13 protein-coding genes are annotated in these 17,507 nt (G+C 43.5%); 8 read left to right on the forward strand and 5 right to left on the reverse strand.

What is annotated here, in order from left to right; genetic code table 11:
- The first annotated feature begins 81 nt into the window (after window positions 1-81).
- The 3 genes from mnmG to A3K91_RS05615 all read left to right on the forward strand — a co-directional run bounded on the left by mnmG (window position 82) and on the right by A3K91_RS05615 (window position 3,489).
- Entirely contained in the window at window positions 82-1,980 is a 1,899-nt protein-coding gene (gene mnmG, locus A3K91_RS05605) for a tRNA uridine-5-carboxymethylaminomethyl(34) synthesis enzyme MnmG (RefSeq protein WP_062844378.1), read from the forward strand.
- Between the two features lie 208 nt (window positions 1,981-2,188).
- The gene (locus tag A3K91_RS05610) at window positions 2,189-2,398 is read left to right on the forward strand and encodes a ChaB family protein (RefSeq protein WP_062844379.1); all 210 of its coding nucleotides are present in this window, start codon (window positions 2,189-2,191) and stop codon (window positions 2,396-2,398) included.
- 131 nt (window positions 2,399-2,529) lie between these two features.
- The gene (locus A3K91_RS05615) at window positions 2,530-3,489 is read left to right on the forward strand and encodes an AEC family transporter (RefSeq protein WP_062844380.1); all 960 of its coding nucleotides are present in this window, start codon (window positions 2,530-2,532) and stop codon (window positions 3,487-3,489) included.
- Between the two features lie 282 nt (window positions 3,490-3,771).
- On the opposite strand, the gene A3K91_RS05620 is transcribed toward A3K91_RS05615, so the two are convergent.
- The 4 genes from A3K91_RS05620 to katG all read right to left on the reverse strand — a co-directional run bounded on the left by A3K91_RS05620 (window position 3,772) and on the right by katG (window position 11,199).
- The gene (locus tag A3K91_RS05620; protein ID WP_062844381.1) at window positions 3,772-4,776 is read right to left on the reverse strand and encodes an LLM class flavin-dependent oxidoreductase; all 1,005 of its coding nucleotides are present in this window, start codon (window positions 4,774-4,776) and stop codon (window positions 3,772-3,774) included.
- Between the two features lie 264 nt (window positions 4,777-5,040).
- Entirely contained in the window at window positions 5,041-7,587 is a 2,547-nt protein-coding gene (locus tag A3K91_RS05625; protein ID WP_062844382.1) for a membrane-bound PQQ-dependent dehydrogenase, glucose/quinate/shikimate family, read from the reverse strand.
- 208 nt (window positions 7,588-7,795) lie between these two features.
- Window positions 7,796-8,725: a LysR substrate-binding domain-containing protein gene (locus tag A3K91_RS05630; protein ID WP_062844383.1), complete on the reverse strand. Its 930-nt coding sequence runs from the start codon at window positions 8,723-8,725 to the stop codon at window positions 7,796-7,798.
- Window positions 8,726-9,009: 284 nt separating this feature from the next.
- Complete coding sequence (gene katG / locus A3K91_RS05635) at window positions 9,010-11,199, reverse strand: catalase/peroxidase HPI (RefSeq protein WP_062845883.1); 2,190 nt, start codon at window positions 11,197-11,199, stop codon at window positions 9,010-9,012.
- Between the two features lie 551 nt (window positions 11,200-11,750).
- Between katG and A3K91_RS05640 the strand changes: the two genes are divergently transcribed.
- The 5 genes from A3K91_RS05640 (at window position 11,751) to A3K91_RS14285 (ending at window position 16,815) form a co-directional block, all read left to right on the forward strand.
- Window positions 11,751-13,379: an AmpG family muropeptide MFS transporter gene (locus tag A3K91_RS05640; protein WP_062844384.1), complete on the forward strand. Its 1,629-nt coding sequence runs from the start codon at window positions 11,751-11,753 to the stop codon at window positions 13,377-13,379.
- Window positions 13,380-13,465: 86 nt separating this feature from the next.
- Window positions 13,466-14,335, forward strand: coding sequence for a peptide chain release factor N(5)-glutamine methyltransferase (prmC, locus tag A3K91_RS05645; RefSeq protein WP_062844385.1), 870 nt, complete (start codon window positions 13,466-13,468; stop codon window positions 14,333-14,335).
- Between the two features lie 60 nt (window positions 14,336-14,395).
- Window positions 14,396-15,196, forward strand: coding sequence for a HesA/MoeB/ThiF family protein (locus tag A3K91_RS05650; RefSeq protein WP_062844386.1), 801 nt, complete (start codon window positions 14,396-14,398; stop codon window positions 15,194-15,196).
- A gap of 47 nt (window positions 15,197-15,243) precedes the next feature.
- Window positions 15,244-16,596: an ABC1 kinase family protein gene (locus tag A3K91_RS05655; RefSeq protein ID WP_062844387.1), complete on the forward strand. Its 1,353-nt coding sequence runs from the start codon at window positions 15,244-15,246 to the stop codon at window positions 16,594-16,596.
- Window positions 16,597-16,692: 96 nt separating this feature from the next.
- Window positions 16,693-16,815 (forward strand): hypothetical protein, encoded by a 123-nt coding sequence (locus A3K91_RS14285; protein ID WP_257722198.1) that lies wholly within the window; start codon window positions 16,693-16,695, stop codon window positions 16,813-16,815.
- A 17-nt stretch (window positions 16,816-16,832) separates the two neighbouring features.
- On the opposite strand, the gene A3K91_RS05660 is transcribed toward A3K91_RS14285, so the two are convergent.
- Window positions 16,833-17,321, reverse strand: coding sequence for an Lrp/AsnC family transcriptional regulator (locus A3K91_RS05660; RefSeq protein WP_062844388.1), 489 nt, complete (start codon window positions 17,319-17,321; stop codon window positions 16,833-16,835).
- Window positions 17,322-17,507 lie beyond the last annotated feature (186 nt).

A 17,507-nucleotide genomic window follows, 5' to 3' on the forward strand; every position in this document is an offset into this window, starting at 1 on the left:
GTGACGTTTATTTATGAGGCAACAAGCGTGTGATAATCAATACGTTGTTGGCAAAAATATCGTTATTCAAGCGAGGCATGCATGCAATATCCAAAAAATTACGACGTGGTAGTGATCGGTGGTGGTCATGCTGGCACAGAAGCAGCCCTGGCAGCCGCACGTATGGGCGCGCAGACCTTGCTGTTAACGCATAATATCGAAACGCTTGGGCAGATGAGCTGTAACCCAGCGATTGGTGGTATTGGTAAATCGCATCTGGTACGCGAAATTGATGCGCTCGGCGGGGCAATGGCGCTTGCAACAGACAAAGCAGGCATTCAGTTTCGCGTATTGAACAGTCGCAAAGGGGCTGCTGTCAGAGCCACGCGTGCTCAAGCAGATCGTATTCTGTATAAAGCCGCAATTCGTCATACGCTTGAGAATCAGCCCAATCTGGATATATTTCAGCAAGCGGCGGATGATATTTTGGTAGAGAATGGTCGTGCCACAGCAGTGGTGACTTCGACTGGAATTATCTTTAAGACGGAAACAGTGGTACTAACCTCAGGTACTTTCTTAGGCGGGGTTATTCATATTGGCCTTGAGAACTCAAACGGTGGACGCGCAGGGGATCAGCCTTCTATTAAGCTGGCTGACCGTCTGCGTGAGCTAAAGCTGCCAGTTGGACGCCTAAAAACCGGTACACCAGCTCGTATCGATGCGCGCAGCGTTGATTTTAGTGTGATGACCGTACAACCGGGCGATACGCCACTGCCAGTCATGAGTTATATGGGTGATGTGTCGATGCATCCTGAGCAGGTTAACTGCTACATCACGCATACCAATGCGCGTACCCACGATATTATCCGTGAGAATCTTGACCGTTCACCGATGTTTTCTGGCAAGATTGAAGGTGTTGGTCCACGATATTGTCCCTCTATTGAAGATAAGATTCATCGTTTTGCCGATAAAGACAGTCATCAAATCTTTATCGAGCCAGAAGGCTTGACTACGCATGAGCTGTATCCGAATGGTATTTCGACCAGTTTGCCGTTTGATGTTCAGTTAGACTTCATTCATAGTATGAAAGGGTTAGAGAATGCGCATATTACTCGTCCAGGTTATGCCATTGAATATGATTACTTTGATCCTCAGAGCTTGAAGCCAACGCTTGAAACCAAGTCTATCGATCGTTTGTATTTTGCAGGTCAAATCAATGGTACGACTGGGTACGAAGAGGCGGGCGTACAAGGTTTGCTTGCAGGAACCAACGCGGCATTGGTTACGACCAATAACAGCGAGTTTGATATTTGGACTCCGCGCCGTGATGAAGCCTACCTTGGCGTCCTTGTCGATGATTTGATTACGCATGGTACCAACGAGCCATACCGTATGTTTACCAGTCGTGCAGAGTATCGCTTGTTGCTGCGCGAAGACAATGCCGATCAGCGCTTGACAGAGACGGGTCGCAAGCTTGGTTTGGTTGACGATGTACGCTGGCAAGCCTATCAAGAGAAAATGGAAGCCATCGCGGCAGAGTCTGCACGCTTAAAAGACATGTGGGCAACGCCGACCAATACATTGGGTCAGCAAGTGAGTGCACAAACAGGTGAAGTGTTATCGAAAGAAGCGACCGCTTATGATTTGTTAAAACGTCCGCAGATTCATTTTGCTGATATTGCTGCCATCACTGATTCAAAAGTAGATGCGCAGGTGGGTGAGCAAATAGAGATCTCTGTCAAATACGCAGGTTATATTGATCGTCAACAAGAAGAGATTGATCAAATGAAGCGTTTGGAAAATACAGCGTTGCCAGTAGATTTTGATTATACGATAGTATCAGGTCTTTCTAATGAGATTGTACAGAAGCTAAGCAAAGTACGACCTGCTACGCTTGCTCAGGCAGGACGTGTTAGTGGAGTGACGCCTGCTGCTGTACAGCTATTGGCAATGACAGTTAAAAAACAGAAAAAAGCAGCCATGGCATTAAATTTGTCGTAGTAAGTTCAAAACTAGAAAGCTAAGCAAATTAGTAAAAGCTTATAACATCATTTTGTTATAAGCTTTTTTTATGGCCAATCCTTTAACAATGTCAAAACAACTTAAAACGGCTTTATGCTGTTTTGATTGTAAATAATAGGTAGAATGGAAAACTCTTATTAATGATGCTAGTTTGTTACTGAATTTTTTACTAAAAAGGAATGTCTTTATGCCTTATGATAAATTATCAGACCTGCCACCTGCGGTAAAAGATAACTTACCCAAACATGCTCAAGAGATTTTTCAAGCGGCCTTTAATAGCGCAAGTAAACAGTATGATGAAGAGTCGCGTTGGTTCGCCACGGCATGGGCTGCTGTTGAAAACGTTTATGAAAAAAATGCTGATGATAAATGGGTAAAAAAACCTGATCATAAATAACAAAGCGCTATCGATATACCTCAAAATAAAAAAATTAATCCATTTCCGATTGTTTACATTGACCTACAACAGACAGGTTGTCACTGCTTTTAACACATGGCTGTGAGAATGCTGTTGATTCGAGTTTACCTATGATTGAAGCCATTATTTTTGCGATTACCATTGTACTACCCAACCTTGCTTTGATGGGGTTGGGTTTTTTTATGCAACGACGCGGTCAAGCCAGTCAGAGTTTTATTGACCAGTCATCAAATTTTGTCTTCAATTATTGCTTGCCTTGTCTGCTATTTTTCAGTGTGGCCGACAGTAACGTTGATTATGCTAAGCAAATCACGCTGATAGGTGTTGGTATCCTTGTCACCTTTACTCTATTTATTGGTGCAGAAATTTACGCTAAATACTTTATTAGCAAACCTGCTGATCAAGGAGTGTTCGTACAAGGTATTTTTCGTAGCAACATGGCCATTATAGGTTTGGCCACTGTTTATAATGCTTACGGAGATGCAGGTTTAAGTATTGGCGCGGTTTATATGGGCGTAGTCACCATATTGTTTAATATTTTGGCCGTGATTACTCTGAGCCGTGTGTCTAAAAAAGTAGGCGATACGTGGAGCAGTCGCATCATCATGGTATTCAAAAAACTGAGTACCAATCCTCTCATCTTGGCATTGTTGGCGGCGTTTGCCTACAAGGCGCTTGGATTACCACCAATCACAGGCGTTATTCATGTCACAGGTGATTTGCTGGCAGCGGTCGCCCTGCCATTAGCACTGATTTGTGCGGGCGCTAGTATTGATTTGAAATCCATGCTGCGTCTGTCAGGGTTGTCCATGCAAGCCAGTATCGGACGTATCATTGTTGCGCCATTGGTGGCCATTGCTATTGGATTGGCGTTTGGTTTATCAGGTGTACACATGGGTGTGCTGTTTTTGATGGTAGCCTCGCCAGCCGCCGCCGCCAGTTATGTAATGGCAAAAGCCATGGGTGGCAACGATGTGCTTGCGGCAAATATCTTAGCTTTTACCACGGTAGTAGGCATGTTCGGAATGGCGTTTGGCGCAGCAATCTTACGTGCTTTGGGTCTTATGTAGTATCCTGTACTCTATAATAGGAAGTAAGACAAATAAAAAGCCCTTTTCCAACTGGATAAAAGGGCTTTTTGTTGTTTAAATTGACTACTTAAGATTGTCTTGAGTGCGTCTGTCTTCTCGGCGTTGTTTGCGTTTAGGGCTAGTACGATACGTAAGGTATGCAAAAACAGCCATGACAATAATAAACGCGACAATGTACAAAAATATTGATGAACCAATGAAGCTTGAGGTTTCCATGACCTTTTTCTCGTTATAGTTTATCAATAATTATGCAATTGCTAATCATGCTTGTAAAGTAAACAAGTTTAGCTCAGATGTAAGTTCAAGTGAACGCAAACGCGCAGCTTGATCATAAACATTAGCTGTAACAATCAACTCATCTGGTTGATGTGTGGCTATAAATGCAGCAAGTTTGGGTTTAACTGTCTCAACAGAACCAACAAATGAGACTGACAATGCATTGTCCACCATCATTTTTTCTGCTTGACTCCAGATACTATCCATATCATGTGTTGGTTTTGGCATTTGACCCGTTTCACCGCGGCGCAGTCGTACAAAACTTTGCTGCGCTGAGGTAAAGTGATAATTTGCCGTGGCATCATCATCAGCAAGCAGTAAGTTTGCCGCCAGCATGACGTAAGGCTTATCTAAATAGGCAGATGGTTTGAACTGTTCACGATAAGCTGCAATGGCTTGTGACAGCATTTGTGGGGCAAAATGCGAAGCAAACACATAGGGCAGTCCAAAGTGTGCAGCTAAAGTTGCTCCAAAAAGTGAGGAACCTAAAATCCAAATAGGCACGTTTGATTTCGCACCAGGGAATGCTTGTACAGGACTTCCGTCCGTATCATTACCCAAAAAGTACATCAGTTCTTGCACATCTTGCGGGAAACGCTCTGCATCCTTCATTTGGCGACGAAGCGCCTGAAATGTTGCGCCATCAGTACCAGGGGCGCGGCCAAGTCCCAAATCAACACGATCGCCATATAAGGCTTGTAATGTTCCAAATTGCTCAGCGATAACAAGTGGCGCATGATTTGGGAGCATGACGCCACCTGCACCAATACGAATGCGCTTGGTTTGGCTACCTATATGCGATAATAAGACTGCAGTTGCGGCACTAGCAATACCAGGCATATTGTGATGTTCTGCCATCCAATAACGGTTTAGGCCAGATTTTTCTGCTTGTTGTGCTGTTTCAACGGTTTGAGCAATACCTTCAGCGATGGTTTTGCCCTGAGGCACAGGTGCTAGGTCTAAAAAAGATAGGGGGATTGTGTTACTCATAAAGTGTCCAATAAAGTTATTAATTATTTTCTCTTGATATGCTTATCATCGGTATCGATTTCAAGCCATGTTACTGAGTGGTAATAAATCATAACAAACGAGCGTGAATTATCTTTAGGTGCGCTTTTTGAGTATTTTAATGGTTGAACGATTCTTAGATTGATTAAAGTATTTCCATAAAAAAAGCAGGCAACCTAAGTTACCTGCTTTCTCAAAATGACGTTATTTAGCTGAATGGCTGTTTAAGTCGATCACTTAGACCAATTATTTAGCTTGACCACCAAGCTTATAAGCGACGACATAATCGCCAATCTTCGTACCTACTGAACCATGTCCACCAGCTACCAATACTACCATCTGCTCACCTTTAGAGTTCAAGTAAGTCATTGGCGTGGCTTGACCACCTGCTGGAATACGAACATTCCATAGTACATCGCCATTTTTTAGATCATAAGCGCGGAAGTTGTTTTCCGTTGCTGCTGACAAGAAGGCGACGCCACCTTTAGTTATGATAGGTCCGCCAATACCAGGTACACCCAGCTCAAACTTCAACGGAATAGGAGATAAGTCTTGGACTGTACCATTTTTACGTTGATAGGCAATCTCACCTGTTGCTAAATCAGCCGCAGCGACCGTGCCCCATGGTGGCTGCTGACAAGGTACGCCGAGCGGTGATAAAAACGGTCCCATTTCTACCGCATAATCTGCCCCTGCGTTGGCATTGACACCTTGCTCACCTTTATTGGTTTCAACATCCCCAAGTGTGTCTTTAGGAATCAGCTTTGAGGTAAATGCCAAGTAAGTTGGCATGCCAAACATGACACCATTTTCAGGATCGACAGCAAGGCTACCCCAGTTAAAGGTACCGAAGTTACCAGGATAGACTAAAGTACCATTGGTTGATGGTGGTGTGTAGCGACCATCATAATTAAGTTGATTAAACTCAATACGGCACATCATTTGATCGATAAGGCTTGCACCCCACATGTCTTTTTCAGTCAGTTTTTCAGGTTCAAAGCTCAAACCAGAGTATGGTTGCGTTGGAGCAGCATGTTCGCCTGCAACCAAGTAACCTTGCGGTGCATCACGTTCTTTGATTGGTACGATTGGCTCGCCTGTTTCACGATTCAATACATACACATCGCCTTGCTTGGTAGGAACAACAAGGGCAGGTTGAACGCCGCTGTCGGTCTTCAAGTCAATCAAGCTTGGTTGGGCGGGCGTGTCCATATCCCAAAGATCATGGTGGACAAATTGTTGAACCCAGCGTGCTTCACCTGTTTTGATATCTAAAGCAACAACAGATGTTGCATATTTCTCTTCAGCTGCATTTCGATAGCTGCCCAATTGATCTGGTACACGATTGCCCATAGGGAAATAGACCAAACCAAGTTTTTCATCCGCACTGGCCGTTGACCATGAGTTTGGTGAACTGGTTTTATACGTCTGAGTTGGGTCGTTGACATCGAAAGGTGCTGTGTTATCAGGATCACCTGAATCCCAGTTCCACAATAGCTCGCCAGTATTGACGTCATACGCGCGAATCACACCAGAAGGTGAATTAACGTCGTAGTTATCATTGACGGCGCCTGCCACAACAATCGTGTTGCCTACCACGATTGGAGGCGACGTAGAATAGTAGTAACCTGCTTGTGTAAATGGCATGTTGTGCATTAAATCTAACGCACCATCTTCACCAAAATTCTGACAACGTTGTCCAGTATTTGGATCAAGTGCATATAGTTTGGCATCAGAAGTTGGAATAAATATCTTGGCATCACATTGTTTAGACGCGTTTTCAAAGGTATTTCCAGCCACTTTTTGTGCCACCACATTGCTGGTCGTAGTTGCTTTATTGGCAACAGCTACATTATTAGCACTATCATCGCTTGCCTGAGTAGTGACCGCTGGAGTCGTACTGCCTGTACCAGCTTGACCTGCATAGTAAGACACACCGCGACAGCTTTGATGTTGACGTTGTAAGTTTTCTCCCACTTTAGGATCAAACTTCCATAAAGTCTCACCAGAGTCAGCATCCAAGGCTAACGCCCAATTATGTGGTGTACAGAGATATAGGGCGTTACCAATTTTAAGAGGGGTGGCCTCGTAAGTGGTCTCACCAACATCATTAGGACCTTTTACATCTCCAGTTTGGATTTGCCAAGCAACCTCTAAGTCTTTGACATTTTCAGTGTTGATTTGAGTCAAAGGAGAGTAGCGCTGGCCATAATCTGTACCACCATACGCACTCCATTCACCCTCTGGTGTCTGCTGACCATTTGATAATGGGTCACCAAGATTGGCAGAAGTATCATCTTTATCAGAGGCAGTCAAATCAAGTTCGCCCAATTTGTCAGTAGCGTTGTTTGCTAAGCTGCCAAAAGAGAGTAGTGCACCCACAACCACACTCGCTAGCAATCCCCAATAATAAAGCGGATTCTTTTTAACGGTGTTGGAAGTTATTGGGCTATTGGCATCTGTCGCTACTTGATTAGGTACACCATGCATCTTTTTGAAGACCCATGGTAATAGCATCAACACGCCAAAGATAAGTGGGAAGCCTAAGCGAGTTGCTAGTGCCCACCAATAAAATCCAGATTCCCAAAGCGCCCATACTAGTGTTACAACGATAAATATCGCGTAAACCCCGTAAGCGCTCCAGTGTTTTTTAAACAATAAAAATGCTGTCGTTAGCATGGCAATGCCAGCGAAAAGGTAGTACGGACTACCTCCTAGAGAGAGCAAGTAAGCACCGCCGACAAGCAAAGGGACGGCAAAAACCGCCATAATGATCGCTACGAATTTTTCCATGAGCGGTATAACCTGTTTACATAGAAGCAAATGGACATGCACTGATCGACACCCAGCAAAAATGAGGCGCCCATCAATACATGCATAAATAATAAATAAGGAAAAGAAACGTTGAATCACGTTTCAGACTCCATTTTATCATTTATACACAAGCTCGGTAAAGGAGGTGTAAGTTTGAATCATTATCAATAAGGCTAGCTACTGTGGTTTAATTGTTAAATTGTTTTTGACAAAGCTCCATAAAAGCACGTCCATACTGACGAATTTCAGCATCATCACGTACTGCCATCCAGCTGGTAAAACGTCCAAAATGGTCGACTGGAATCGCCGTTAAGTTGCTATAGTGGCTTGGCTCAAAGGCCATCTCAGCAATGATGCCGATGCCTAAACCTAGACCAACATAAGTACTGATCACGTCGGCATCTAGCGCTGCCAATACGATATCAGGCTCTAAACCAGCTGCTGCAAACGTTTTGTCAATTGCACCGCGACCTGTAAAGCCACCATGGTAGGTAACGATTGGATAGCTGGCAAGGGTTGGCAAATCAACAAATTCCTGATTGGCAAGCTCATGATCGCTTGGCACAATAACGCGATGCGTCCAGTCATAGTAGCGATAGCATCTGAGATAATTGTTGTGAAGTAAAGACTCAGTTGCAATACCAATATCAGCCTGACCACGAATAACCATCTGCGCGATGGTCTCAGGATCGGCCTGCTGTAGAATCAAATTGACCTTAGGGAAACGCGCTTTGAACTCTTTTACTACTTGCGGTAAAACATAACGCGCTTGGGTATGAGTCGTAGCAATGGTAAGTGTGCCGATATTTGGATTATTAAAATCCAGACTCAGATTTTCAATGGTACGAATTTCGGCAAAAATAGATTCAATATGTGGCATGAGAGCAGTACCCATGGTCGTAAGACCTGTTAGCCGTTTGCCTTGACGAACAAATACTTCCGTTTTGAGTTGATTCTCAAGCGCGGCAATGTGTTTTGATAAACTTGATTGACTGGTATGCAATACCATTGCTGCTTGACTTAAGTTATAGCCATTAATCACGGTATGCCACACTGTCTCCAGCTGCTTGAGCTGAATTTGTAAATGTCGCTGATTAACTACTACATCAATTGCCATAACCTAATCCTATTGGGTAGATATACAAAGCCTATTTGTATACATAAAGTAAAAATGTATAAATGTGGATAATAGAGTAGTGTAAAACAAAGTTATTATTCTTGTATATAATAAATAGCTATCAATTTATAATATTTTGGAATATGTAGTTTTTGTTTTTGAATAAATGGTATCTACTAAAAGCATATCTGTGGAGCCACAAACTAAAACAGCCACCCTTCAAAGGGTAGCTGTTTTAGTTTGTTTAAATAACTAACAGAGTTTAAAGTCATGTTTTAAAGCGTTCATGCAACATCAAAACGATCTGCATTCATGACCTTACTCCAAGCGCGAACAAAGTCATGCACGAATTTTTCTAAGTTATCGTCTTGCGCGTACAACTCGGCATAAGCGCGTAGTATGGAATTTGAACCAAACACAAGATCTACGCGGCTTGCTTGCCATTTCGTTTTCCCTGTTGCTCGCTCACGCACCTCATACATATTAGAAGTATTATGTGCAGTGTCGCTAGCCTTTGTCGGATGCCACGTGTGGTTCATGTCCGTCAGATTAACGAAGAAATCATTGGTAAGCACGCCAGCCCGCTCTGTAAAGACGCCGTGTTGACTCTGACCATGATTGGTATCCAAAACTCGCATACCACCGATAAGTACCACCATCTCAGGAGCCGTTAACCCCATCAATTGACTACGATCAAGCAGCATCTCTTCAGGAGAGACAGCGTAGTCTTCTTTGACCCAATTGCGATAACCATCGTGTAAAGGTTCTAAATCAGCAAAAGCGTCTGCATCGGTCATTGCTTCATCAGCATCACCGCGACCTGCTTTGAATGGTACTGTGATACTTACGCCAGCTTCGTCAGCGGCTTGCTCAATGGCCGTATTACCTGCTAATACGATAAGATCGGCTAAGCTGATATCTTTGCCAAAGTCAGACTGAATGCTTGTCAAAGTTTCAAGCACACGCTGCAACTGCTGCGGTTCATTGCCAACCCAATCTTTTTGCGGTGCCAAACGAATACGTGCACCATTTGCCCCGCCGCGATAGTCTGAAGCACGGAAAGTACGAGCGCTGTCCCATGCAGTGATAATCAATTCACGACGGCTCAAATCACTGTCTAATATCTGCGATTTTAAGGTCGCAATGTCTTCATCGGTCAAGTCAGTGTTGCCCGTTGGAATAGGATCTTGCCAGATAAAATCCTCACCTGGTACGTCTGCACCCAAGTAACGAGATTTAGGGCCCAGATCACGGTGGGTCAATTTAAACCAAGCTTTGGCAAACACTTCATCAAAGTAATCTGGCTCTTGGTGAAATTTCTCTGAAATTTTGCGGTAGATAGGGTCTTTGATTAATGCCATATCTGCATCGGTCATGATAGGGTTACGGCGTACACTTGGATCGTGAGCGTCCAATGGACGATCTTCTTCGCGAATGTCAGTTGGCTCCCACTGCCAAGCACCTGCTGGACTCTTGGCTAATGCCCAGTTGTGCCCCAATAGCAGTTCAAAATAACCGTGATCCCATTGAGTGGGGTTGGTGGTCCATGCGCCTTCAATACCACTTGAAACGGTATCTCCAGCATTGCCACGACCTTTAGGATTACGCCAGCCTAAACCTTGCTCATGCACATCTGCTGCCTCTGGCTCATCTTCTAATATGGTGGCATCACCATTACCGTGACATTTACCAACGGTATGTCCACCGGCAGTCAGTGCAACCGTTTCTTCATCGTTCATTGACATACGGGCAAAAGTGGTGCGCATGTCTTGAGCGGTTTTTAGTGGATCAGGATTACCATCAACCCCTTCAGGATTGACATAGATTAACCCCATTTGTACCGCTGCTAATGGATTCTCAAGCGATTCACGATCTTTATCGCTCTCATAGCGGTTTTCGGTAGGCGCTAACCATTCACGCTCAGAACCCCAATATATGTCTTTTTCTGGATGCCAAATGTCAGCACGACCGCCAGCGAACCCAAGGGTTTTGAAACCCATTGATTCATAAGCCATATTGCCTGCTAGAATCATCAAATCTGCCCAAGACAGTTTATTCCCATATTTTTTCTTGATAGGCCACAATAGACGACGTGCCTTATCTAAGTTGACATTATCAGGCCAACTATTCAACGGCGCAAAACGCTGATTACCAGTGTTAGAGCCACCGCGGCCGTCAGCACTGCGATAAGTACCGGCCGAATGCCATGCCATACGAATCATAAGACCACCATAGTGACCCCAATCGGCTGGCCACCATTCTTGCGATTCAGTCATCAAGTTTTTTAAATCTGTTTTGACTGCTTCTAAGTCCAGCTGTTTAAACGCTTCAGCATAGTCAAAATCATCACCCATGGGATTGGTTTTTTTGTCTTGCTGATGCAGAATGTCTAAGTTTAAGCTATTTGGCCACCAGTCGGTTGCAGCAGACGCAGTGGTTGTGTGGGCTTGATGCATAACAGGGCAGCCACCCATACTAGGACGCTGCGGCGTATGCGTTTGATCGACGTTTTCACTATGAATCGTCGGGCCTTTATCGTCGCCTTGATCATATGTTGTATTGGTAGAAGCATCCGCTGGGCTGCTATTATGGTTTACAGGGCAACGTCCCATATCTGATGCTTCATTCTTATTGGCGTTGGTAGAGGTTGAGTCGGTCATGGCATAACTCCTGTACTATGATGGTAGAGAGGTTCAATGATTAATTATAGTAAGCATTATTTATACACAGATCATAGCTAAATATTATAGTTTTACAAAACAAATATATATGGATTATAAGTTTTAAATAACCAATCATAAGAAAGTGTGCTTACCTTATCTTACTCTTTATGAGCCATAAGTTAATGTAAAAATATCTAGTCAAGGTAGAGGTTCTCAAGTACCATAACTGGATTTTGTTACGATAAGAGTATTGGTGCAACGTTAAGCAATTTTTATCGATCCTTTTTGATGGTAAATACTTATAATGATTGATAAAAATTGTGCAAAGTTGTGTTCTTCGTTTTAAGTGTTAGTGAGTCATTATGTCTGCTGTCAAATCTTCGCCACCCAATCAGCCCGTTGCCAAAAAATCATGGGGAGAGGCGGCGAAAGCCTATCTTGATCGGCGCGCTATTATCATGTTGTTTTTAGGCTTTGTTGCTGGCATTCCTATTCTGCTTATTTTTTCGAGTCTTTCATTGTGGCTACGAGAAGCAGGTATCGACCGTAGTGTGGTAACGATGTTTAGCTGGGCGGCCTTAGGGTATTCGTTTAAATTTATCTGGGCACCTTTGGTTGATGCTGTGCCATTGCCTGTATTGACCAAACTGTTGGGTCGCCGTCGTAGTTGGATACTAGTTGCTCAGCTATTGATTATTCTGGCTATTTGTTTGATGGCTAGCGTCAACCCAATCGACGAAAGCAGCTTGATTTGGATGGCAGTTGGTGCTGTATTGCTTGGGTTCTCTTCTGCAACGCAAGACATTGTGGTTGATGCCTACCGTATTGAGCTTGCACCTCCCAGTCTACAGTCTGTCCTATCAGCGATGTATACGGCTGGCTATCGCTTGGGAATGATTGTCGCAGGAGCGGGTGCCCTGTACTTAGCCGACTATTTTGGTTCTACAGAAGCACTCTATAGTTATGAAGCTTGGCGTAATACTTACTGGATCATGGCAGCAGTGATGGGCGTTGGTGTAGTGACCACGCTGATCATCCGTGAGCCAGTGAGTGAGCAGGTGCGTGTGCCACGCCAGACATCAGACTATACGCGTTTGGTTCTCGTATTTGCTTTATCGGTCATTGGTTTTGTCCTAGTATTTGCCAATATGGGTGCCATACTGCCTGAAACTGAGAGTGCATTAATTGGATTTTTGATTGAGATTGTACATTTGGCGTTGAGTTTGACGACGGCATTAGTCATTGGTTACGGTTTAGTCAAAGTAGGGCTCGTTAAAGAAGAGGTCGCACGAGCAACTTGGGTCGAGCCGATTGCAGATTTCTTTCGTCGTTATGGTAAAAAAGCATTGTTACTGCTGGCACTAATTGGCCTATACCGTATCTCTGATATCGTCGCTGGCGTGATCTCTAACGTTTTTTATCTCGATATGGGTTTTAGTAAGACAGATATTGCCAACGCCGTGAAGCTTGTGGGTGTGGTCATGGTGATTGCTGGTGGCTTTTTAGGCGGTTTAATGGCGCAAAGGCTACGTATGATGCAAGCGATGATGGTTGGTGCCATCTTGGCCTGTGTGACCAACTTATTGTTTGTGTTATTGACCTATCATCAAGGTAGCTTGCCAGTCATGTACTTGGCTGTTATTTTTGATAACTTGGCAGCAGGTCTTGCCAGTGCTGTATTTATCGCTTTCTTGTCGGCACTGACGTCTATTCGTTTTACTGCAGTACAGTATGCGATATTTTCATCGCTTATGACCTTACTACCTAAAGTTCTGGGCGGTTATTCGGGCACTATTGTCGATAACATGGGCTATCCATTTTTCTTTATTTTTACTTTTGCCATTGGTCTGCCAATCTTGATTTTAATCTACTTGGTCGATAAACATATTGTCATTGGTGATAATGACGATATATACGGTGATAATGATAAATTAACAAAGGCGAATCCAAACCTGACCGATACCAATGAGCCACCGCGTGCGTCAGAATAGTCTAAGCTTTAAATTTATACTTATTCATCGATAATACCTTTTTATTAGTCGCATCTTTTTATTTATCGCACGTTTAAGAGTTATTTATGACATCAGTGACCATTCGTCAAACAAAGCAACAAATTCAGCAGTTGACGAATACAGAATCCGCCAGTAAATTGCCTTCTTTTTGGCTAACCGATTGGCTGCTATACGTCATTGATAAGCCAGCGCTGTTTTTGATTACGGATGAAAGCTACGAGCTGACAGAGGATGAGCAAAAACAGTTTAACGCTGGTGTGACGAAGATGCAGCAAGGCATGCCGCTTGCTTATCTAACGGGCCAGCAAGCATTTTGGTCACTGAATTTTATGGTTAATGAGCACACGCTGATTCCCAGACCAGATACTGAAATCCTGATTGAACAAGTACTGGATTGGATAAATACCCCATCAATCTATGCCAGTACTAAGCGCTTATTAGACTTAGGGACAGGTTCAGGGTGTATCGCTATCAGTCTTGCTCATGAGTTAAAAAATGATAACTGGCAAGTGGTTGCAGTTGATTTATCACCAGCAGCACTTAAGGTTGCTCAGCACAATGCGCTTATAAATGAGGTAGCCAATATCAAATTTATACAAAGCAGCTGGTATGACGCGCTTCGTACTCACGAAAAAGTATCATTCGATGTCATCGTCTCCAATCCTCCTTATATAGATGAGGAAGATGAACATCTAGCACAGCTAAAAGCTGAGCCTATCAGTGCGCTCAGTGCGCTCAATCATGGCTTGGCTGATATCGAACATATTATCCAGCAAGCACCATCCTATTTGCGTATAGGAGGCTTGTTAGCCATTGAGCACGGTTTCGATCAAGGTTTTGCTGTCCGTCAACTTTTTGCAGATAATGGCTTTGAATCCGTAACGACGGTGCAAGATTACGGTGGTAATGATCGCGTGACGCTTGGTCATATCTAGTCTTACCAATTTATCGTCATTGGTTTTTTATGATTGGTTTTTTAATTATAGGTTTTAATAATGGATAGGGCGCACTCATTAGAGACAGAGCAGTTATCAGATGAAGAGCTGCTGGTTTATGCGCGGCAGATACTGCTTGATGGCTGGGACATTGATGCTCAACTGCGGTTAAAGTCTGCACGTGTCGTCATCATTGGGGCAGGCGGGTTAGGTTGCCCAGCTTCTGAAACGTTGGTACGCGCAGGGCTTGGACAGGTTCATCTGATTGATGATGATGTCATTGAAGCCAGCAATCTACAACGGCAAACCTTATTTTTACCTGATGACATCAATAAATCTAAGGCGTTAACAGCGGCGAAGATGCTTGAGCGTATTAATCCTTTGATAAGCGTAAATAGTACGATGGCGAGGTTGAGCGAAAACAATGCTTATGACTTACTTGATATGGTAATAGGTAAGCCTGATTTGCTTTTAGATTGTACGGATAATTTTGCCACACGCGATATCATTAATCGTATTAGTGTGCGTTATCAGATTCCGTTATTGTCTGCCTCAGCGATTGCGATGCAAGGGCAATTGGCTTTGTTCGAGCCACATTTAGATACAGGGTGTTATCATTGTGTGTTTGGCTCAGTGGTAGACGATATAGAGGCAGATGAACGTACGTGTGCCAATTCAGGTGTGCTTGCCAGCACAACAGCTATTATGGGCAATTTGCAAGCCAATACCGCCTTGCAATATCTAGGATTAACCAAAAATCCACTGACAAATAAACTGTTATTGTGGGATGGTAGCCGAATGCAGCAACGGCTCATGGGCTATCGCAAAGATCCAGAGTGTCCTGTCTGTAGCAGTCATTAATCTTTATCTATCCTCAAATATCCTTTTTATTACCATAGTTGTTTTTTATGAAAATTCATCGTCCCCATTTATTGAAACACACTTTCAATGTTGTTAATCGTGTTCGCCAAACGGCGAGCGTGGCTGGTCTTTCTGCACTGAGAGTCGTAAAAGGTGAGAAACCTGATGCTATGTTGCTAAAAGAGACTTTCGAGCAGCTAGGTACGACTTATATCAAAATTGGTCAATTCATTGCTAGTACGCCGTCATTGTTTCCTCGCGATTATGTCACTGCGTTTCAAAGCTGTTTGGATCAAACCACGCCATTGTCTTATGCTTATATTGAGCAAGTCTTGAAGGAAGAGTTGGCAGTCGACGGTATAACACTTGATGAGTTGTTTGCTCATATTGAGCCAAAACCGCTGGCCTCAGCTTCTATTGCTCAAGTGCATGCCGCACGTCTACATAATGGTGACGAGGTGGTATTAAAGGTACAAAAGCCTGGCGTCGAGACCATCATGCAAACAGATTTGGGCGTCTTGCATGGTGTCACCAAACTGCTTGAGCTACTCATGCCATCTATGAAGTTTGCCAGTATTGCGCCTATTATTGATGAAATCCGTCTACGCATGCTTGCTGAAACAGATTTTATCGCTGAAGCGCAAAACATTCGTGATTTTCAGCAGTTTTTAGTATTATCTGGTAACACCCGTGTGACGGCGCCAGAAGTATATGAGACGTTGACGACGAAGCGTGTGCTCACAATGAGTCGCTTATATGGTGTCTCTATGGTAGATGAGTCGCTGATGCGCCAGTACTGTACTGATCCTGCTCAAGTCATGGCGGATACCTTAAATACATGGTTTGCCAGTCTCATGTTATGTAACAGTTTCCACGCTGATCTGCATGCCGGTAACTTAATGCTGTTAACCGATGGCCGTATTGGCTTCTTAGATTTTGGTATTGTTGGTAAATTAAAAGCTGAAAGCTGGCGTGCGTGTATGGGTATGATGCAAGCAATGCAAGACAATGATTATCAGGCAATGGCGCGTCATATGATTGATATGGAGATGACGCATGGTGGTAATCAGGTTGATGTCGTGGCATTGGGCAATGATTTACAACGTATGATGAAGACCATCATGGCAGAAGACAAAGCCTTTACCAGCGGTGTTCCTTTCAATAGTAAAGAGCAAGCAGATGAGCTCAATACCATGATGCTTGAGATTGTCGAAGTGGGTAAGCGTCATGGTATTCACTTTCCCCGTGATTTTGCCTTGTTGACTAAGCAGATGTTGTATTTCGATCGCTTCATGCGCATGCTTGCACCTGACATGGATATGTTCAGCGATCAGCGAGTGCAAATGCTTGGACAAACAGAGAGTGAAGCCGCGACAACGCGTACCTTAAATCTGTCTTAAAGGCTTGTAACGCACTAAATCATGAGCTGATTCTTATTTTTGGCTGTTTTAACACAATGGATTGTGTGCTTATTACCGCAAAATGGCTCTGTCAAGATGACTGCTTTTAAAAGCCGTGCTTTTCCAATTATTACCAGTAAAACGGCGATTGTTTTTATCGGTGCGCTCATTGCCATGTTTGTGTCTCAGCGCTCTACATGGCAAGCAATAACGGCGTAATGCACACTTAAGATAGCCTATACTACACTACGGCTAAATACCTCTCGCAGCTCAAAACTGGTATGTACTTGGGCCACGCCTTCGATACGATTCAACCTGTGCAATAAAAACTCCTCGTAATGTGCCATATCGCGTACTCGAACTTTAATCAGATAGTCTTCGGTACGACCAGTGACAATACTACAGCTCACTACTTCATCAAAGCTTTGTACTTTAGATTCAAATTGTTCGAAACGCTCTGCTGTGTGGCGATCCATACTGATAGCGATAAACACCGCCAGTGGGTAACCAATTTTTTGTGCATCTGTTTTGGTGTGATAGCCTGTGATGATGCCTGCATCTTCTAAGCGCTTAATACGGCGCGCACAGGGAGTTGCCGAAAGATTGATTCGTTCAGCCAGCTCAGTAATACTCATTCGAGCTTGTGTCTGTAATAAACGCAATAGTTGTTTATCGGTCTCATCTAAATCTACCAATAAAGCAGTATCTGAATGGCTAGTTATCATAATTTATTATCATGCTAGAGAATTTATCTAATTATAACGACCAATACAAGATTTTCCACTAAAATAACGCAAAAATGCATGAAAAAAAGCGGATTTCTGTAGCATAAACTTTGCTATTATAATGACAGATACAGTGGTTATCTCGTATGATACATAACGCTTTAATAAAAAACTGTCCAATTAAAT

It is taken from the genome of Psychrobacter alimentarius (assembly GCF_001606025.1).
Classification (GTDB): domain Bacteria; phylum Pseudomonadota; class Gammaproteobacteria; order Pseudomonadales; family Moraxellaceae; genus Psychrobacter; species Psychrobacter alimentarius.